The organism is Microcoleus sp., from assembly GCF_041354475.1.
Taxonomy (GTDB): Bacteria; Cyanobacteriota; Cyanobacteriia; order Cyanobacteriales; family Microcoleaceae; genus Microcoleus.
The window spans coordinates 66595-85254 of sequence record NZ_JBGJZU010000022.1 but is presented as its reverse complement, the minus strand read 5'-3'; the positions used below and the strand labels follow the sequence as shown (position 1 = coordinate 85254).

The window sequence follows — 18660 nt, the reverse complement described above, 5'->3', positions numbered from 1 at the left end:
ATCTCCGGCGACATAGCTACAAGCTGGAAAGCACTCGTAGGTGTCGTGACCTTACTAACGTAGCCTAGTTAAAGACTTAGACTGGCTATCTCGTCCACTTTTGTCCAGTGTTTAGCGGATAGCACAACGACAGCGCTTTGTGTTTGTTTTTGTTGAAGACACCGGCAAAAATTGAAGACTAGGCTTATTAATTAGGCACGCTTCTATTTGCTGGTAATTAACGCTGTCATGGTCAGTTGAGACCTGTGAACGGATCGCACTTACTCTTCCATTGTACGATCGCAACGACCACTTGCAAAGGAAGACGGAAAAACGAAGCTGGAAGAGAGGGAAGAGGGGCACAGAGGGAGAGGGGGAGAGAGGGAGAGGGGGAGAGAGGGAGAGGGGGAGAGGGACTCGGCGGTTTCATTCTCAAGAAAACGATGATTGTTTAGGGGTAGCGCCTTTCTTTGCCTACCCCCCCATGCTTGCTGAGAATAAAACAGCCCTGCCCCTTCCCCCCTCCTTTTGCATCTAGGCAAGTCCGTCAATTACCGGGTGAAAATAGAACGCTAGGGCTAAAACTGCATAAGCTGCCAGCAGCAAAGTACCTTCGAGCCAGTTAGACTTACCGTCAGAACTGATCGAATTAGCAATCAGCACCGCTACCATCACCGCTACAAGCTCAAACGGATTAAAGTTCAAGTCCATCGGTTTTCCCAGGACAAAACCTGCCAAAACCAACACTGGAGCAACAAACAGAGCAATTTGCAAACTCGAACCAACCGCCACAGAAACCGACAAATCCATTTTATTTTTCATCGCCACCGTGACTGCTGTAGCGTGTTCAGCCGCGTTACCAATAATCGGAACTACAATCACCCCAGTAAACAATGCACTCAGTCCCAAACGGGCCGTTGCTTCTTCTAGAGTACCGACTAGCAGTTCGGACTCCGCAGCTACCATCAGGGTACACACCAACAGCACCCCAATCCACAGTGGTAGATTGACTTTGTGTTCGGGATTGTCTCCTGCTAAATTGCTGTCGGCTAGTCCTTCCAGGATTTCGCTCTCAGCTACCCCGGCATCGTAGAGATAGGTGTGAGTTTTCATGGAAAACAGCAGTGTCAGCACGTAAACTAGGATCAGGACTACCGCCACGGCGCTAGAGAGTGTTTGCATCGTCTCTGGATCGATGCCTTTCGAGGTGACATCAACTGCTGTCGGCACCAAAATTGCAATTACGGCTAAGTTCATCGCCGAAGCGTTCAAACGGGCGACTACGGGCTGAAATTCTTGTTCTTTGTAGCGCAAGCCACCCAGGAGCATGGCAAGTCCCATTACTAGCAGCAGGTTGCCGATAATCGAACCGGTGATGCTGGCTTTGACCACATCGATCAGTCCGGCATTCAAGGCGACGATGCCGATAATCAGTTCAGTGGCATTTCCGAAGGTAGCATTGAGCAAACCCCCCAAGTTTTCGCCTAGGACGACGGCGATTTCTTCGGTGGCAGTACCCATCCAGGCCGCTAGGGGGATGATGGCTAGGGCCGATGTGATGAAGATTGTGGAGGATTCCCATTCCAGGAAGTGTCCGGCAATGGAAATCGGGATAAATAGCAGTAGACTCGAAAGAATTGTTTTTGTGTTCAGCATTGAGATTTCTGAAAGGTTCCCAACACCAAATCATAGCTTGTGGATTTATGGAAAAAACGGGTTGGGACAGGGAATTTGGTGGTGAATTGCGATCGCCCGGAGTGGGCATTTGCTAATTAATTGATAACCAGGGCCTAAGTCAAGTGTTGTCATCTCAAGGATCTACCTCTCTTACTTATTGGGAATTAGCTGTTCTTGTTTGGCAAGAGGAATCAGTTTTTCCATGGAATAATTGAGATTGGTTTCTGGACTTTTAAACACAAAAGCAAAACTTGCTAAAGCTCCCAGTAATCCCCCCAGTAAAGTAATTTTTTTGAAATCAATTAAATCTGCCCAAAAAGCTTGCTGACTATGGAATTTGAATTCGGCAACTGTGGGCAATGGCAGGGAAAATTCTGTGTCAGGAATCGCACTGAGCGCTCCTTGTATTTCTGCTAACATTTCCCTAGCAGTTGCATAGCGATCGCGCGGGTGAAACCGAATTGCCTTATCCAAAATTGCTGCCAAACTATAACTAATATTGCCAGCCAAATGCCGCCAAACAAACTCTCCTGTTTCCGCATCTACTTCTAATTCTTGAGGAATCTTCCCAGTTAGTAAATAAATCGCAGTCAATCCCAAGCTAAATAAATCACTAGCATAAATGGGTCGTCCGTTTGCCTGTTCCGATGCCATAAATCCAGGAGTACCTATCAGGATAGAGCGGGAATTTTCCGCAGAGTTCTCCGCGGTTGCCATCGTTTCTTTCACCGCTCCAAAATCAATCAGCACTGGCTGTCCATCTCGCTTTCTCAACAAAATATTGTCAGGCTTAATATCCCTGTGAATAATGCCATGAGCGTGAATATAATCAAGAATTTCCAATACACTGATTAATATGGATTTTACAGTTCCCTCGCTGCACAGTCCTTGTTCTTGTATCTTACGCGCCAGATTTTCCCCGTCAATCCATTCTTGAACTAAATAAAATTGCCCAGACTCTTCAAAATAAGCGTAAAGTTGGGGAATTCTATATTTCCGTTCGTTGAGTAGTTCCAAAATGGCAGCTTCCCGTTTAAACCGCTGTTGAACTAAATGTAAAATTTGAGGATTTTTAGCAGTAGGCTTTAACTGCTTGAGTACACAGCAGCGAGCTGAAGGCATTTGAGTATCTTGGGCTAGAAAAGTTTCCCCAAAACCCCCAGTGCCGAGTTTGGCAATAATGCGATAGCGGTTGTTCAAAAGAGTTGGTTTCATATCCATTGGGTATTTTGAATGTCAAGCAGATGTTCCAGGAAGAAGGCAGAAGGCAGATGCAACAATAGCAATACGATTTACATTCATAATATTTTGGCCCCGATCAGCCCAACTTGAGAATCAATGTTTTTTGTATGGGAGAAGGAAGAAGGCGCTTCGACGGAGTTTATCCTGAGCGTAGCCGAAGGGCTCAGGGGAACCGGGAAGAAGGGCAGAAACCGCTAATTAATTAGACATCTCCCATAATTATTGTGGAACAGGCATCCCTTCGACCCTTCGACTACGCTGGCTGACACCGCCTGCCTGTTCAAGACTCGCTTTTTAGGAGATGTCTAGTGGATTTACTTATTGCATCCCAAAAACTTGGTAACAACGCGCTTTCAGACCAGTCTGGTGTCCCTAACTATCTTAAAAATTCGCCTAAAACCAAATACCCAACTACACAGAAGCAGTCGGGTATTTAAGGGATAATTGAAAGGGGGTTCTGCTTTACTTCAAATTTACTTCAAATCTAGCAATCCGCTAGTTTTCAGTTTAGGATTAAATCGAATTTCTTCCGTAACACCACGGGATTTGAGTTGGGATAAGATTTCATTTTCTACCCGTCGCGCTACATTTTTCAACAATTTATCTTTGGCAAGTTCATCGATAATAATAGCTTCATAATTTGCTATTTCTTCGACTGTCATTACAGTTTTGGTATCGATGGGATCGTTCCACTTCCCAGCATCGACACCATTACCCGCAGGCTCCGAACCGTTTTCGGCAATCCAACTTTGTCGGATATTTTCTAGAATAGTGCGGTTTGGTCGATCGATTATTTGGACTTTCAGCCAGTAGCAGTGTTGGTGTTGGCGCACTAGATATTGTTTCAGGCTGAGGTAAATATCGCGAGAATATCCCACAAATTGGAGGACTTTATCGCTGTCGAAAATCGCGCAAACGCCTATTTTTCCCTGTACAAATTCTGGTAATTTTCCCTCAGCATCGATGTAGGGAAAGAATTCTAAGCTAGCTAATGTGGGAATGTCTTCTGTCATTCTATTTGAGATTTTAGATGTAATATTTGATAGTTAAATCAGAGATTAACTAGGTTTGAGCTAATTGGTAAACTGTTTTTAGCTAAGTATTAAATACTCGATAAATGGCACAGAGCCGACTGGGCTTAAAGACTTTGGCTTGGAACATGAAATTAGGTGGCACATTCACGATCGCAAAATCGCTGTGATTGTGATACTTTTCAAACTCCGCAGGCATTCCCTTGGGAGTCTCGGTGCTGTAAGGGACTGGCTGAAAAAGTAAGTTGGTAAACTCAATGCGCGAGCAGTGCAATTGTTGTGCTACTTGTGTCTGGAAACTTTCAGCGGTTAATAAACTCAACAGTACAGCTTTAGCACTCGGTTCGAGGACAAAACTGCCGTCATAGCTTTCAATAATTTTGAGACCCATTTTTTTTATACCTCCTGACTGGTGGCTGACAAACTGATTTCTGATTTTGGATGTAGGATTTGGATGTAGGATTTTTGGTACAAGCTCTTGAGTTTAACCTAATCCCGATCGCAATCTACCACACGACTAAAAGGTTAATCCGCAACTATGCAGAAAATGAACGACGTATCATTCCCAGCCCTCAGAAGCTCCTCAAACCAGCGAGACTGGGTAGAAGTCGCAGAATACGCATCCATAGCCGGTTCAGCTATTGGCACGATTGTCGCAGCATTGTCAGGGCAAATTATCTACGCTGCGGCTCCTTTAACCGCTGCACTGTCGCTGAATTTCCTCAATCGCCAACGTTTCGAGCAAAAAATGCAGCAAAAGGCAAATTCTGCGATCGCAGGCGTAGAATTGACAGTAAAGTCCCTCCAACAGCAAGTTCAGACACTTCCGGGAGACTCCAAGGAACTCCATACCACCTTCTCTGACTTGCAGCAGCAACTTCGCAGTTTGGAATCCCACGCCATCCCTGATATACAGGCCACCCTGACTTCCCTGCAACAGCAAATGCAGGCGCATCCGGCTGACTCTGAGGAAATAGACACTATCCTCTCCGAGTTGCAGCAAAAACTCGTCCGTTTGGAAAATAGCGCCCTGAGAGAATTAGATTGGGAAAATGTGAATGTCCGGTTTTTGTTGATGGACGAAAAGTTAACGGAAGTTAAAAATATGACAGCAGAGTTGCAGCAGCGATCGGAGGAGATAGACTTTAATCAAATCCAAAGTTCCCTGGGCCAATTGCAAGTTTTGCTCGATCGACCCACCATAGATGTAGGGACACTGCAAACCGAGATTCAGCAATTGCAAGAGCAAGTTTCCCAATTGCAGCGACAAAATCAACAAATTGTCAAGCCTTATTTGCAGCGCCTGACTCGCGCCGTGAAGCAGCTATCAGTGAAAAGTTAAGTGTGAGTAAATTTTTGCCAAGCTTGCCAAAAAACATAAACCGATAAAAGTGCCAAGAGCGATCGAAAGGCTAAACTAACTAGACGATCGGATAATTTTGGCAAAAACCGAGTGCTAACCTGGGCACCCAACAATCCACCAGCGCCCAGAATCAAACCCACATTCCACAAAACATTCCCACGCGCCGCGTGTCCCAAAGTCGCTGAAATAGCAGTGATCACAATTACGCCCAAGCTCGTTTGAATAGCTGTTTTAATACTTTCTCCTAAGAGCAAAATTTGCAGTGGCACCATAATCACACCCCCGCCTACACCGAACAACCCTGCTAATAAACCAGCCAAACCACCAGTGGTAACTTTGGCCAAAGTTCGATTAAACAAAAAATGGGGATGATTCGGGATTCGGGAATCAGAAATCGGCAATGGGGAATTTTCCCCTTGTCCCGTTTCTCCTCCCATACCCTGTTGTCCCTCTGGCATTTTTTTTGCTTCTGTCAGATATTTGCGAACTTGAATTAAATAAATATTCAGTAACAGCAACATCCCAAAAGCAATTAACAACAAGTAAGGCGGAAATATTCCCGCCAAATAAACACCGATTTGTGCTGTTATTACCGCAGGAAAACCAATTCCTGCTACCTGACTCAAACTGAAGTAACCCATGCGCCAATTCTGGAAACTGCCAGAAATAGCTGTAATTACGATGGAATAACCGCTCGTAGCCACAGCTTCCACCGGCGCGTAGTTGAGAGCAACCAACAAAGGTACGAGCATCGTGCCACCGCCGATGCCCAAAAATCCTGCTAGAATTCCTGCCAAAAGTCCAGCCGCACCCAGAATCAATAATTCGCTGACAGTCATTAGTTAGTAGTTAGTAGTTATTTGTTATTTGTTATTTGTTATTTGTGATTCGCTTGGGGATGCTAATCACCAATAACTAATAACCAATAACATTTGTCAACGGTTAATGTTTAACACTCAACTTACAACTTTTTAAGCATCATTAGTTGTGCCGTCAGGCATAATCGCCCGTCTTAAATCTGCATCCCGGAAGTTAGCTCGATTGAGGTTAGCATCAATCAAAACAGTTTCTACGAGTACCGCTCCGCTCAAATTAGACCAACAAAGTTGTGCGCGATACAAATTAGCACCGCTCAAGTTAGCTCCCCGGAGGCTAGACCAACTGATATTAGCTACTCTCAAATTAGCATTATTAAGATTAGCTTCGCTGAGATTAGCACCAATCATTTTTACTTCGCGCAAGTCTGCACCAGTCAGGTTGGCTCCGGTGAGAATTGCCCCGCTGAGAATTGCCTTTGTCAGATTAGCTCTTTCCAAAACCGACTCGCTCAGGATAGCATTTGTCAGGTTTACCGCTTTGAGAGTTGACCAACTCAAATTGGCTTTCATCAAATTAGTGCGGATCATGCTAGCGTCCGTTAAGTTGGCTGCAAACAAATTCGCTTCAGTAAAGTTGGCTTCGGTCAAATTAGCTTCCGTCAAGTTAGCCTTGCTCATGTTGACTTCCCTCGCCATTGAGCCACGCAGGTTCGCTCCAGTAAGGTTGGCACCACTCAGATTAGCGCGACTCAAATCAGTTCCAATCAAATTTGCTTCGCAGAGGTTAGCTTCAGTCAAGTCCACCCCAGCCAGTTTCACCTCGCGCAGGTTGGCTCCGGTGAGGTTAGCACCTTTGAGATTCGCCTGCTGGAAATTGGCTCTGGTAAAGTTAGCCTCGCTGAGGTCTACCCCTTTGAGGTCAGCCCCCGCGAGGTTAATCTCTCGAAAAATTCTTTCTCCGGCCGCATATTGCCTCAGAATTAGATCGGCCTCCATGTGATTCGCCTCGCAATTTTTTGTTTCAAACGTTTGAGAGTGATGGGTCATACCATACACATCATCCCAGATAACCAGGGTATTCACCCTGTACACTGTAGTATCAGTATCGGTAAAATTTTTGCAAGGCTCAAAGTATTGTGTACCTCGATGGGGAAATGGGGTTTAAAACCCCGTTACTTCGGCTACGCGGTTGGCCCGCTCCGCCAAAGGGCAGCACATCGCCCGATAGGAAGCCTTGAATTGTAAAGCTTTGTTACGCCACCAACTCTTATACGCTAGAACTTGTAGCATAATGTGGGAGGTAGAATAATGCTAGTTTTTGAATTCAAAGCCTAGGGAAAATCTAGTCAGTTGACGGCAGTAGATGAAGCAATTCGTACCACCGAGTTTGTCGGCAATAGCTGCATACGCTATTGGATGGACAACAAAAAGGTGGGTAAATACAACTTAAACAAATACTGCGCTATGTCAACGTCGGATATCTAGAAAAATAAAAGGTTCAAAAAATAGCGGCAAAGCCAGACAGATTTTAAGTAACCGCCACCTCAAAATAAATAGGCAATCGTATTGTACCATGCAATCAAACTTGCAAGGTGCGTAGTGAGCGTCAAACGAGAAGATAGCCTAGGTCGATTTGAGAATTAAAAATATGGCTAATAATCCCTGTCTGGCTAAGTCTATTAACGACGCATCTTGATATCAGTTTCGCATCTGGCTCGAATGCTTTGGAAAGGTATTTGAGAGTTGGAAAAATCTCAAATAGTGGCAAAAGGTAGTAGAAAGATCGACTCTAAATCAGCAAGAGCGATGATGAATTGGGAATTTTATTGAGTGTGCTATCTTGGGATTGTTTCGGAATGTCGGAGATTGTCCCAATTAAAAGTATCACTGTCAAGTGAAGCATGATGAATGTAGGAGTATGTCACAATGCCTGAAAATTTGAGAAGCCAAGCTGTGACTGGAGGCGTACAGCGTGCGCCCAACCGGGCGATGCTGCGGGCTGTTGGTTTTGGTGATGGCGATTTCACTAAACCGATTGTGGGAATTGCTAACGGGTACAGTACGATTACACCCTGCAATATGGGATTGAACGAACTGGCTATGCGGGCGATTGCGGCTACAAAGGAAGCGGGCGCGATGCCACAGATGTTTGGTACGATTACGATCAGCGACGGGATCTCGATGGGAACTGAAGGGATGAAATATTCTCTGGTGTCGAGAGACGTGATTGCTGATTCTATCGAAACTGTTTGCAATGGTCAAAGTATGGACGGTGTGCTGGCTGTGGGCGGTTGCGATAAGAATATGCCGGGGGCGATGATTGCGATCGCCCGCATGAACATTCCTGCTATTTTTGTCTACGGTGGCACCATTAAACCAGGACATTACAACGGACGGGATTTAACTGTGGTCAGCGCTTTTGAAGCTGTCGGTCAATTCAGCGCCGGCAAAATTGACGAAGAGGAACTCACCGCAGTAGAACAAAAAGCTTGTCCGGGCGCTGGTTCCTGCGGTGGAATGTTCACAGCAAATACCATGTCGAGCGCCTTTGAGGCGATGGGGATGAGTTTGCCTTATTCTTCGACAATGGCTGCTGAGGATGCCCAAAAGGCTGACAGCGCGGCAGAATCGGCAACCGTTTTGGTGGAAGCGATTCGCCAACAGTTGCTACCTAGCCAAATTTTGACTCGTAAAGCCTTTGAAAATGCGATCGCGGTCATCATGGCAGTAGGCGGTTCAACGAATGCTGTGCTACATTTATTAGCTATTTCCAATGCGATCGGTGTTGAACTGTGCCTCGACGATTTTGAAACAATTCGAGCCAAAGTTCCCGTGCTGTGCGACCTCAAACCCAGCGGTAAATATGTAGCGACAGATTTGCACAAAGCCGGCGGCATTCCCCAAGTAATGAAAATGCTGCTAGAAAAAGGTTTACTCCACCCAGATGCGCTCACAATCACAGGAAAAACAGTTGCCGAAGTATTAGCAAATATTCCTGCGGAACCTCGCACCGACCAAGATGTGATTCGTCCTTGGAACAATCCACTTTACGCTCAAGGACACCTGGCAATTCTCAAAGGAAATTTGGCAACAGAGGGAGCCGTTGCTAAAATTACCGGAGTCAAGAAACCGACAATTACCGGCCCGGCGCGAGTATTTGAATCTGAAGAAAATTGTCTGGATGCTATTTTGGCAGGCAAGATTCAAGCGGGAGATGTGATTGTCATCCGCTACGAAGGGCCAAAAGGCGGGCCTGGAATGCGGGAAATGCTAGCACCAACTTCTGCAATTATTGGCGCTGGTTTGGGTGATTCCGTAGGGTTAATTACGGACGGCCGTTTTTCTGGCGGGACTTACGGCATGGTTGTCGGTCACGTTGCACCGGAAGCACAAGTTGGTGGCACAATTGCTCTGGTAGCAGAGGGTGATTCAATCACAATAGATGCTCAAAATCGCTTGTTGCAACTCAATGTTTCTGAGGCCGAATTGGAGCAACGACGGACTGTTTGGCAAGCTCCTGGGCCGCGTTATACCAGGGGAGTTTTGGCTAAATACGCTAAGTTGGTTTCTTCTAGCAGTATTGGTGCTGTTACTGATTTAGGTTTGGGTTAAAGAAGGAATAGGGAATAGGGAATAGGGAATAGGGAATAGGGAATAGGGAATAGGGAATAGGGAATAGGGAATAGGGAATAGGGAAGAAAGTCCTTCGACTTCACAATGCCCAATTCACAATGCCGAATTCCCCATTTCCCATTCCCGCATTCCCATTGGTGTCAACTTAAGGCCAAACCCTGTCACAGACTACTGTTTGACGATTAAGGCCAGATCCCCCCTAACCCCCCTTAAGAAGGGGGGGACAGGAGTCCGATCAAAGTCCCCCTTCCCCCCTCCCCCCTTGGGGGGGGCAGGGGGGGGTGGGGGGGCTAGGGGGGGGTGGGGATTTAGGGGGATCTAGACTCAGGTAAAAACCAGATTTCTCAAGGCTTTCAGGCTTAAGTTGACACCTATGCCCCATTCCCTATTCGCAAATTAACTGCGCTGAGTTAAGAAGCGACTAGCCATGGAAATTGTGTCTGTAATATCTACATCGCCGTCTCCATCTGCATCTAAAAACGCATTCAAAACTGAATTTCCCCCAGGGGCAGGATTCTGGGTGTTGCTGCCGGTTTGCAGCAAGTTGAGCACTAGGGGTACTAAAACCGGTATCATCGCTTGGACTGTGGCGTTATTCAAGCCGGTTCTTTGAGCGATATCCTGAACTATTTGGGTTAACTGGTTGTTTCCGAATAAACTCTGTACTGCTTGCGGATTGGGATTTGTGCCGCTAAATTGGTTGACAACTTGTTGCGCTTGTGCATCTCCTGATTGCGATCGCACGTCTTGTAAAGCCGATCGCACGTAGCCGCCTAAAACCGACATCGCTAACTCAGTTGTGCCCGCATCGACGCCCTGGTTGCCACTCAACTGTTCTACTGCATTCAGAATACCGCCCAACTGATTGGGACTTGCTTGTTGGTTGGGATTGTCGATCGCACTTAAAATTTGGTCAAATAGTCCCATAATTTTGGCTCCTTACTATGATTACTCAACTATAGAAAATAAAATGTAAAAATCAAAGCATCAAGCTTTTTATTGGTCGCTCTCCCTCATGTCTTTGCCACGTCTGTTAACATTAATCGCGACTATCTGCCTCACCCTGGGGCTGGTTATTGGGCTGGTCAGTTCCTTAACTGGACTTTATACTCAAGTTGCGTGGTCTGCGTCTCCGCTGCTAGCTAATTTGCTGATTTTGGCGATCGTGGTACTTTTGGGTACGCTAATATTTGCGATTGTTTATTACTTGAATCTGCTAAAAATTCCTCAAAAAACTAAGGGAAAACGGGTGATTAAGCCCAAGGTTCCGGTGATAAAAAGTGAAGCTGCTACAGAAAATTTGAAAGCAATTCGGCAACAAGTCGATCGCATTCAAGATGAAGTAGCACGGCAAGCTTTGCTGTTAAAAGCGCGAGAAATTGAAGCTAGTATGGCTCGCGGTAGCATTCGGATAGTTGTGTTCGGCACCGGTTCTGCGGGCAAAACTTCTGCGGTGAATGCCCTGGTGGGAAGGATGGCGGGACAGGTAGGCGCGCCGATGGGAACTACGGAAGTTGAAGCAACTTACACTCTCAAATTGAAAGGGATCGATCGAGAATTAGCAATTACTGATACCCCAGGCATCTTAGAAGCGGGAGTAGCGGGCACCTACAGGGAGGAGTTGGCAAGACAGTTGGCGGCGAGGGCTGATTTGATCTTATTTGTTTTGGATGGCGATTTGCGAAAATCTGAATATGAACCGCTGCGTAATTTGGCGGAAATTGGCAAAAGGTCGATCGTAGTTTTTAATAAAATTGACCTTTATCTCGACAGCGACAGAGATGAAATTCTCTCTAGACTCCGGGAACGAGTTAAGGGTTTGGTAGCGGCAATGGATGTGGTAGAAATTAGCGCTAATCCTCAACCAGTCAGGCTGGAAAACGGCACAATTTTTCAGCCTGACCCGGATATTATGCCATTAATTCGGCGCGTTGCTGCGATTTTGCGAGCGGAAGGAGAAGATTTAATTGCTGATAATATTTTGTTGCAATCTCAGCACTTGGGAGACCAAGCTCGCAAGTTAATTGATGCTCAAAGGCGCCGGCAAGCTGATAAGGTAGTAGAGCGATTTCAGTGGATTGGGGCAGGAGTCATTGCAGTCACGCCTTTGCCAGTGGTAGATTTACTGGCAACAGCAGCAGTTAACGCTCAAATGGTAGTAGAAATTAGCAAGATTTATGGTTGTGAATTAAATATCGATCGTGCTAAAGAATTGGCATTCTCTCTGGCAAAGACATTAGCTAGTTTGGGGATAGTTGAAGGTGTAATTCAAATAGTGTCAAGGGCACTTCAGTTAAGTGTAGCTGGGTTTGTACTTGGCAAGGCTATTCAAGCAGTTAGTGCGGCTTATTTAACTAGAATTGCGGGTAAAAGTTTTATTGAATATTTTCGCCATGACCAAGATTGGGGTGACGGTGGGATTGCGGAAGTAGTGCAAAGGCAGTTTCAATTAAATCGGAAAGATGAGTTTGTGAAGGCTTTTGTTAAAGATGCGATCGCCCGCGTCGTCGAACCTTTGAATATTTATCAAAAGTCAGAGGAATCAGAATTAGAAATAGTACCAGAATTAGAATCAAAAATAGAACCGGAACCCTTGTATCGTTCCGAGGAATATGAAGATTGGGAAACTTACAGTAACAAACAAAAGGATGAGTGGTAATTGGGCATTGGTAGTTGGGTATGGGGCATGGGCATTGGTGTCAACTTAACGTCAAACCCAGTCAGAGACTGCTGTTTGACTATTAAGGCCAGATCCCCCCTAGCCCCCCTTAAGAAGGGGGGGACAGGAGTCTTCTCTTTCGTCCCCCTTCCCCCCTTGGGGGGGTGGGGATTTAGGGGGATCTAGACTTGGCGTAAAACCCAGATTTCTCAAGGGTCTCAGGCTTAAGTTGACACCAATGGGGCATGGGGAACCCCCCCTGACCCCCCCACCCTGCCTGCCCCCAAGGGGGATGGGGGAAGGGCATGAGGCATGGGGCACAGGAAGTTTTTTCCCTGAGCGAAGTCGAAGGGTCTTCTTTCTTCTTCCTAAATTTCCCCCCTTGGGGGGGCTGGGGGGGGTGACTTCTTCCTTCTTGCTTCTTCCTAAATTTCCCCCCTTGGGGGGGGCTGGGGGGGGTGACTTCTTGCTTCTTCCTTCTTCCTTTCTTAAGCGATCGCATCGAACACAATTTTGATAAGATTTAAAGTTTACAACAAAAATTAGTATTGTTTGGCGGGGGAAAAACCATGAGCGATCGACCAATCATTCTGGGTATTGTCGGAGACAGCGCAGCAGGCAAAACCACCCTGACCAAGGGAATTGCACAAGTATTGGGACCAGAAAATGTCACCATTATTTGTACCGATGACTATCACCGCTACGACAGGACGCAGCGGGCCCAAATAGGGCTCACAGCATTGCATCCTGACTGCAATTACCTAGATATCATGCAACAGCACCTAAGTCTGTTACGTACCGGTCAAGCTATTCTCAAACCCATTTATAATCACAGCACAGGTACATTTGACCCCCCGGAATACATCAAGCCCAGCAAATTTGTGATAGTGGAAGGTTTGCTGGGTTATTCAACTCGTGCAATCCGCGATTCCTATGACGTAAAAGTGTACCTTGCTCCCCCAGAAGAACTGCGAACTCAGTGGAAAGTTAAGCGCGATATTATGAAGCGTGGCTATACTGAAGAACAGGTACTTGCGGAAATGAAAAAGCGGGAAAATGATTCCGAAGACTTTATTCGTCCCCAGCGCAAGTTTGCTGATGTTGTCGTTACTTTTTACTTACCAGAAGAGGACAATGAAGTAAATTTGAGCGTCCGTTTAGTGCTGAGACCGACCATTCCTCATCCAGATTTCACTGAGATTTTAAGCCAAGGTAGTGATAATTTTAAACCGGCAATTCGCTTAGATCTCGATCGGGATATGGGAAAACCCGTTGATGTCTTGGAAGTAGACTCCCATGCTACTAGCGAACAGGTAAACGAACTGGAAAAGATTTTGTGTAACGAAATGCCACATTTGCGAGGCTTTTGCTCGACCGAAGGCAATTCTGAAATTGGTAAACTTGTGGGTACAACTGGCGAAGTTTTGCAAAGTTACCCCCTAGCTTTGACTCAACTTTTGATTGCTTATCACATGATTAAAGCAATTCATTTATATTAGTTGTTAGTTATTTGCGGTGCCCTGAGCGTAGTCGAAGGGTTATTGGTTATTTGTTATTAGTGGTTATTGATTTTGTTGTTTCTAGTCAGTGGTTCCAATTCCCATTGCCAATTATAACAACTGCAAATGCTCTTGATGCGCTTTCCTAATGGCTCTGTATTCACAAATAACCAATAACCAATGACTACCCTAGCCAAGTAGGGTTAGCAGTCGCTAATTGCTGAATTTCCACTGATACTGGCAATTGACTTTGGGGTGCGGGAACCATTTCGCCTCGGAAGTCCAGGAGAGTGACGAGCAGCAGATAGCCCAGTGCTAATACTATAGAAAACACGCCTGTGATAATAGCAATAATTTTTGAACGTTCCATATTCAGTAATAATTAGGTACAGCTAATATAAGCTTAACATTAAAGGGAGTAATGATTACAGGACTTATGGAATAGAATATAATCAGGTGCTACTTATTTATATGACGAAAATGGAACCTCTTATAGATGCGCCAATGACTATCGAGATGCCCACCGCGCCACCAGTAGTGGAAACATTTAATCTGGGGAAGTTCTACCGTACTGGCTTCTGGATGAACCAAAAAATTGAATCGCTGAAGAATTGTACTCTGACTATCTCTGAGGGCGAAACTTTCGGGCTGTTAGGACAAAATGGGGCGGGGAAAACTACCCTGCTGAAAACTTTGCTGGGTATAGTGCGGCCTACTTCTGGTAGGGCGCTGTTGTTGGGGAGACCTTTGGGCGATCGCGCGGTGAAGCAACGAGTCGGCTATTTGCCAGAAAATCCCTATTTTTACGATTATCTCACGGGCTGGGAATTTCTGCAATTTGCAGCGGGTTTGTTTCAAATTCCGCCGTCGATTCAGCGACAGCGAATTCCGCATTTGCTAGACTTAGTTGGGCTAGCTCAATCGGCGGCAATCAAAAAGCAATTGCGGCAGTATTCTAAGGGTATGCTGCAACGAATTGGCATGGCTCAAGCTTTGATTAATAATCCAGAGGTGGTATTTTTAGATGAGCCGATGTCGGGTTTAGATCCGATGGGACGCTATCAGATGCGGGAGATCATTTTATCGCTGAAAAGTCAAGGAAAAACGATTTTCTTTAATTCTCATATACTTTCAGATGTGGAGAAGATTTGCGATCGCGTGGCAATTTTGGCCAGAGGTGAGTTAATCTGTATTGGGGCGATCGATGAACTATTGGGTAATACTGAAACTTATCGGGTTGAAGGTAGGGGCAGCCATTTGAATATTCTGAAAAAATGGATACCGGATCTGGAAGTTGATAATGATGTGTGGTACGGTCATTTGCAGGGCGATGCGAAGCAGTTTATGTCTAGTCTGAGCGCTACGGGAGGGCAGCTAATAGGGATGAATTTGGCTAAGCCTTCTTTGGAAGAGTTTTTTATGCAGCAACTGGAAGAAAGAGGGATTTATTCGAGTAGTTGAAGTCAATAAGTTGAAACCTAGAAACTCGGCGGTTGAAACCGCGTCTACACAAACAATGTCCGCCTGCGCGGACTAGAAAAACGGGCTCTTCGGCCCGTTTGATTGAGGCAAAACTTCGATCGCAATTGTACCAGTAATGCGATCGGGATTTATTTGACTCATATCAACCTCGCTACTCTCTCAAGAAAAATTGCTAAATTGTATCAGGGTCAATATTTAATTCTCGCAGTTTTGCGGCCAGGCGATCGGCACGTTGTGTCTCTGTTTGAGCTACCTCTTCCGGGCTGGGAATCAGTTCTCCTGCTGTTGTGAACAAACGCAATTTTTGGTCATGTATTCCCAGATATAAATCTAGTTGTTGACTGAACAAATGTCCTTGGGAATTCGGTTCCAGCGGTTGGTATTCGCCATCGATTAAATGAAACCCAGCAAATTCTAAAGTATACGGATCGAACCAGAAATAATCATGGGTGCGAAACGTATTTTGATAAAGTAGTTTCTTGAAATTTCTGTCAGTTGCCGCTGTTGTTGGCGACAGAATTTCGACAATTACATTAGGATATTTGCCATCTTCTTCCCAAACAGCCCAACTTTTACGAGCTTTTCGTTCGGTTCCCAAAACTACAAAAAAGTCTGGGCCTCGACACAATTCAGATTTAAGCTGGCGGGGACTGTAGTAGATGGTAAGATTGCCAACAGCATAGAAGTCATTTCTGTCTTGCCACAGCCATTCTAAGCATTGCAGCAATAGGATGATTTGTCGGAGATGAAGTTCGGTTTCCACAGGAGGTTCGTCACTATATAAGTCACCTGGGGGAAAGATAACATTTTCTTGGATGTCTTGGGAAGGGGGTAGTTCTTGAACTGCTGTCATGACTCTTGGGTTGGGGTTAAGAGGCTTTGTATTTATTTTAGCGTTGGAGTGCGATCGCTATTGATAATTTTAACATTATAATGTCAAGCCGACAGTCTTTTTTGTTTGTATCGAAGTCTAGATCCCCCCTAACCCCCCTTAAGAAGGGGGGGACAAGAGTATTTGTCTTTAGTCCCCCTCTTCTTACCTTAATAAGGCGGGGACAAGAGTATTTCTCAAAGTCCCCCTTCTTAAGGGGGATTTAGGGGGATCGAAACTTCGCATAAAAGCGACATTTATTGTGGGTTTCAGTCTTAATTTGTCACCAATGACCTATTCCCAATTCCCAATTATATAAAATCCTCTCTTTTCTTCCTCTTTCCCCCCTTGGGGGGGCAGGGGGGGGGTCGTCCTTCGCGCCTTCGCGGTTAAATCATTCCAATACAACCGGAACTGATATTATTTCCGTGCTTCCGTTAACAATGGTAAAGGTAGATTTCCACATACCAACTCTGCACAATTCCACTGCCGCAAATACTCACAAACTTCAGAAATAATCGCATTTGCCGCATCTAAATTTCCCGCCTGACGCGCGTGATAGTGCGCTCTGATTAAGGGCTGAATATCCTCAATGTCTTGCCATTCCGATTCCGGTTTGAGCGGAATATTGATATAATAATTATAAGCTTGGCTGTGGGCGGTACGGAGATTTTCGGGATTTTGACTTAGCAGATGTTCGCCCTTTTCTCGGACTAGCGGATGCAACTGATAGGATTTGAGATGGCGATCGTAATATAGCAATTGCCGGCGCTTCAGTGCAAGGATAATATTTTCTTTAAGTTCATACTTGCTGACTTCTGACATTTGAGCGCTAATCCCTGCAAAAGATAGGGGATATTCTGAGGTTTGATAGACAGAAATTCGGCTGAGACAAGTTTGTTCGCCATCGCTGAGACGCGCTATCATTTCATCGATCGCACTTTCAATATCTCGAATCAGCAACCAGTCTCTCTGGTGTAAAAACATCCCGACATTTCCTTGAAACTCGGTGTCATCTCGAATCAAGGCTGCTACGAGTTGTAGGGCTTTGGGATGTCCTGAATAGCGATCGCCCATTTCGGCTAATTCCTCTGCATTTGCTGTCAGATTAAAAGATTGCAATAGGGCAACTGCGGCATCTCGATCCAATCCGTTTAGCTGGATTTCGCGGGTGACTGTTGACGGCAATTCGGCCAAGCTTTCGCGACTGGTGAAAATAATTTTGCTTTGATGTTCTGTTTCTAATAGTTGTTTGAATAACCAAGCATATTCTGCACAATCCTCGGCGAAATAACCAGCCGCTTTGGCTTCTCCTGCTTGCAAAAGTGTGTCGGCGCGATCGAATACGAGCAAGCAAGGTTTTTCTCTGAGGATTTTGAGCAGATTTTCAGTTTTTTTGCCACAGTCATTTTGAGGATTGACGGCTGCGGTGATGTCGCCGTTGGAGAGGGTGAATAGGAGGGAGTCAATTGTGCGATCGCAGGGGGGTGCTTTACCTGTTGCGGATTGCAAGAATTGCCAAGCGGCGCTGGTGAAGGGGGTTTTTTCGGTGTGGAGTTGGCGAATTAGTTGGCTGATGAGGGTGGTTTTTCCGATGCCTGGTAATCCGACAATTGAGATGGCGATGGGAACCCCCCCCAGCCCCCCCTTGGTAAGGGGGGGAGCAAGAGTGGGCGATTCGTTGGTAAGGGGGGGAGCAGGAGGAGTGATTAGGGTTTTTAAGGTGTCGATTTCTTTGGTGCGCTGTACCCAATTTCTGACGGGGGGTAAGTTTTCTGGGAGGGGGAATGTGCGATCGTTTTGGTTGTCTAGGGGGATATCTGCGATCGCGGCTAATAGTAATTCTGGTTCCTGAATTTCCCGCGCAACAATATCTTGCCAGTTTTTCACACCTACAGCTTTGCAAATGTGTATAAAAGTCTCTCGTCTAATTGGTTGCTGCGTCCAAAATCGCTTTAAAGTGGCTTTTGAAGTGAGAGCAGCCTGACACCAGAGTTCATCTGCTTTATTCCATCCGAGATTGCGTCTTACCATATCAATGATTTTTAGCCCTTCTTCAGATGCTCTGAGCAAACCTGCCATTGCGACTCCTCTACGGAAACTCTGCGTTAGTAAAGAATGTTACACGATCTGGTGAGCCAAAAAGTGAGCCAAATGAGCCAAATGAGCTAAATGAGCCTTTTTTGCTGAGCCAAATGGTGAGCCGTTTAGCCTATGCGGATTCAGGATTGTGGAGTATTGTGAAGTGATGAGTCTGGCTGTCAGCTACGTTTGACGGTGCATCGGTTGGGCGATCGGGCATACAGCTTATCTGCTGTTGGGACTAATGTAAAGTTTTGTTACAAAAACCGGGCGAACTGCATAAAAAGCAGAGGAAGGCCCAGATAAGTATTTAGGAAAGCTTGC

The 18660-nt window shown here is 45.7% G+C and carries 15 protein-coding genes and 1 pseudogene; 6 read left to right on the top strand and 10 right to left on the bottom strand.

Features of this window, described 5'->3' with window-relative positions:
* Window positions 1-513 precede the first annotated feature (513 nt).
* From cax to ACBR23_RS11180, 4 genes are all read right to left on the bottom strand, one after another.
* The gene (gene cax / locus ACBR23_RS11195; RefSeq protein ID WP_341735863.1) at window positions 514-1635 is read right to left on the bottom strand and encodes a calcium/proton exchanger; all 1122 of its coding nucleotides are present in this window, start codon (window positions 1633-1635) and stop codon (window positions 514-516) included.
* A 171-nt stretch (window positions 1636-1806) separates the two neighbouring features.
* Window positions 1807-2877 (bottom strand): serine/threonine protein kinase, encoded by a 1071-nt coding sequence (locus ACBR23_RS11190; protein ID WP_371121552.1) that lies wholly within the window; start codon window positions 2875-2877, stop codon window positions 1807-1809.
* A gap of 494 nt (window positions 2878-3371) precedes the next feature.
* Window positions 3372-3911: a GIY-YIG nuclease family protein gene (locus tag ACBR23_RS11185; protein WP_371119496.1), complete on the bottom strand. Its 540-nt coding sequence runs from the start codon at window positions 3909-3911 to the stop codon at window positions 3372-3374.
* Between the two features lie 82 nt (window positions 3912-3993).
* Window positions 3994-4320 carry a hypothetical protein gene (locus tag ACBR23_RS11180; protein ID WP_341735866.1) on the bottom strand — a complete coding sequence of 109 codons (327 nt, stop codon included), beginning with the start codon at window positions 4318-4320 and terminating at the stop codon, window positions 3994-3996.
* Window positions 4321-4476: 156 nt separating this feature from the next.
* Here ACBR23_RS11180 and ACBR23_RS11175 point away from each other — a divergent pair, with 156 nt between their 5' ends.
* Window positions 4477-5271: a hypothetical protein gene (locus ACBR23_RS11175; protein ID WP_371119497.1), complete on the top strand. Its 795-nt coding sequence runs from the start codon at window positions 4477-4479 to the stop codon at window positions 5269-5271.
* Here the strand turns inward: ACBR23_RS11175 and ACBR23_RS11170 are convergent.
* Window positions 5268-6131, bottom strand: a complete 864-nt coding sequence (locus tag ACBR23_RS11170) for a sulfite exporter TauE/SafE family protein (RefSeq protein WP_341735868.1) — start codon at window positions 6129-6131, stop codon at window positions 5268-5270. The two genes, ACBR23_RS11175 and ACBR23_RS11170, sit on opposite strands and share 4 nt — an antisense overlap.
* A 132-nt stretch (window positions 6132-6263) precedes the next feature.
* Window positions 6264-7106 carry a pentapeptide repeat-containing protein gene (locus tag ACBR23_RS11165; protein WP_340517451.1) on the bottom strand — a complete coding sequence of 281 codons (843 nt, stop codon included), beginning with the start codon at window positions 7104-7106 and terminating at the stop codon, window positions 6264-6266.
* A 472-nt stretch (window positions 7107-7578) separates the two neighbouring features.
* Between ACBR23_RS11165 and ACBR23_RS11160 the strand changes: the two are divergent.
* Window positions 7579-7803, top strand: a pseudogene (locus ACBR23_RS11160) (RNA-guided endonuclease TnpB family protein); the annotation flags it as partial.
* Window positions 7804-8036: 233 nt separating this feature from the next.
* A complete protein-coding gene (gene ilvD / locus ACBR23_RS11155) occupies window positions 8037-9722 on the top strand; it encodes a dihydroxy-acid dehydratase (RefSeq protein WP_371119498.1) in 1686 nt (561 codons plus the stop codon).
* A 417-nt stretch (window positions 9723-10139) separates the two neighbouring features.
* On the opposite strand, the gene ACBR23_RS11150 is transcribed toward ilvD, so the two are convergent.
* Window positions 10140-10670, bottom strand: a complete 531-nt coding sequence (locus ACBR23_RS11150; RefSeq protein ID WP_371119499.1) for a DUF937 domain-containing protein — start codon at window positions 10668-10670, stop codon at window positions 10140-10142.
* Between the two features lie 88 nt (window positions 10671-10758).
* Here ACBR23_RS11150 and ACBR23_RS11145 point away from each other — a divergent pair, with 88 nt between their 5' ends.
* Both ACBR23_RS11145 and ACBR23_RS11140 read left to right on the top strand, forming a co-directional pair.
* A complete protein-coding gene (locus ACBR23_RS11145; RefSeq protein ID WP_371119500.1) occupies window positions 10759-12402 on the top strand; it encodes a YcjF family protein in 1644 nt (547 codons plus the stop codon).
* A gap of 569 nt (window positions 12403-12971) precedes the next feature.
* Window positions 12972-13901, top strand: a complete 930-nt coding sequence (locus tag ACBR23_RS11140) for a phosphoribulokinase (RefSeq protein ID WP_371119501.1) — start codon at window positions 12972-12974, stop codon at window positions 13899-13901.
* 184 nt (window positions 13902-14085) lie between these two features.
* Here ACBR23_RS11140 and ACBR23_RS11135 read toward each other — a convergent pair whose 3' ends face one another.
* Window positions 14086-14271 carry a hypothetical protein gene (locus tag ACBR23_RS11135; protein WP_340525833.1) on the bottom strand — a complete coding sequence of 62 codons (186 nt, stop codon included), beginning with the start codon at window positions 14269-14271 and terminating at the stop codon, window positions 14086-14088.
* Window positions 14272-14381: 110 nt separating this feature from the next.
* Here ACBR23_RS11135 and ACBR23_RS11130 point away from each other — a divergent pair, with 110 nt between their 5' ends.
* A complete protein-coding gene (locus tag ACBR23_RS11130) occupies window positions 14382-15362 on the top strand; it encodes an ABC transporter ATP-binding protein (RefSeq protein WP_371119502.1) in 981 nt (326 codons plus the stop codon).
* A gap of 193 nt (window positions 15363-15555) precedes the next feature.
* Here the strand turns inward: ACBR23_RS11130 and ACBR23_RS11125 are convergent, their stop codons facing one another.
* Together ACBR23_RS11125 and ACBR23_RS11120 are read right to left on the bottom strand one after the other, a co-directional pair.
* Window positions 15556-16236 (bottom strand): Uma2 family endonuclease, encoded by a 681-nt coding sequence (locus tag ACBR23_RS11125; protein ID WP_371115999.1) that lies wholly within the window; start codon window positions 16234-16236, stop codon window positions 15556-15558.
* A gap of 438 nt (window positions 16237-16674) precedes the next feature.
* The gene (locus ACBR23_RS11120; RefSeq protein ID WP_371119503.1) at window positions 16675-18336 is read right to left on the bottom strand and encodes an NB-ARC domain-containing protein; all 1662 of its coding nucleotides are present in this window, start codon (window positions 18334-18336) and stop codon (window positions 16675-16677) included.
* Window positions 18337-18660: the final 324 nt, after the last annotated feature.

Coding starts and splice junctions, on each gene's coding strand:
- ACBR23_RS11175 (WP_371119497.1), top strand. CDS start 4,477: ATGAACGACGTATCATTCCCAGCCCTCAGAAGCTCCTCAAACCAGCGA.
- ACBR23_RS11135 (WP_340525833.1), bottom strand. CDS start 14,271: ATGGAACGTTCAAAAATTATTGCTATTATCACAGGCGTGTTTTCTATA.
- ACBR23_RS11145 (WP_371119500.1), top strand. CDS start 10,759: ATGTCTTTGCCACGTCTGTTAACATTAATCGCGACTATCTGCCTCACC.
- ilvD (WP_371119498.1), top strand. CDS start 8,037: ATGCCTGAAAATTTGAGAAGCCAAGCTGTGACTGGAGGCGTACAGCGT.
- ACBR23_RS11130 (WP_371119502.1), top strand. CDS start 14,382: ATGGAACCTCTTATAGATGCGCCAATGACTATCGAGATGCCCACCGCG.
- cax (WP_341735863.1), bottom strand. CDS start 1,635: ATGCTGAACACAAAAACAATTCTTTCGAGTCTACTGCTATTTATCCCG.
- ACBR23_RS11125 (WP_371115999.1), bottom strand. CDS start 16,236: ATGACAGCAGTTCAAGAACTACCCCCTTCCCAAGACATCCAAGAAAAT.
- ACBR23_RS11150 (WP_371119499.1), bottom strand. CDS start 10,670: ATGGGACTATTTGACCAAATTTTAAGTGCGATCGACAATCCCAACCAA.
- ACBR23_RS11140 (WP_371119501.1), top strand. CDS start 12,972: ATGAGCGATCGACCAATCATTCTGGGTATTGTCGGAGACAGCGCAGCA.
- ACBR23_RS11180 (WP_341735866.1), bottom strand. CDS start 4,320: ATGGGTCTCAAAATTATTGAAAGCTATGACGGCAGTTTTGTCCTCGAA.
- ACBR23_RS11170 (WP_341735868.1), bottom strand. CDS start 6,131: ATGACTGTCAGCGAATTATTGATTCTGGGTGCGGCTGGACTTTTGGCA.
- ACBR23_RS11185 (WP_371119496.1), bottom strand. CDS start 3,911: ATGACAGAAGACATTCCCACATTAGCTAGCTTAGAATTCTTTCCCTAC.
- ACBR23_RS11120 (WP_371119503.1), bottom strand. CDS start 18,336: ATGGCAGGTTTGCTCAGAGCATCTGAAGAAGGGCTAAAAATCATTGAT.
- ACBR23_RS11190 (WP_371121552.1), bottom strand. CDS start 2,877: ATGGATATGAAACCAACTCTTTTGAACAACCGCTATCGCATTATTGCC.
- ACBR23_RS11165 (WP_340517451.1), bottom strand. CDS start 7,106: ATGGAGGCCGATCTAATTCTGAGGCAATATGCGGCCGGAGAAAGAATT.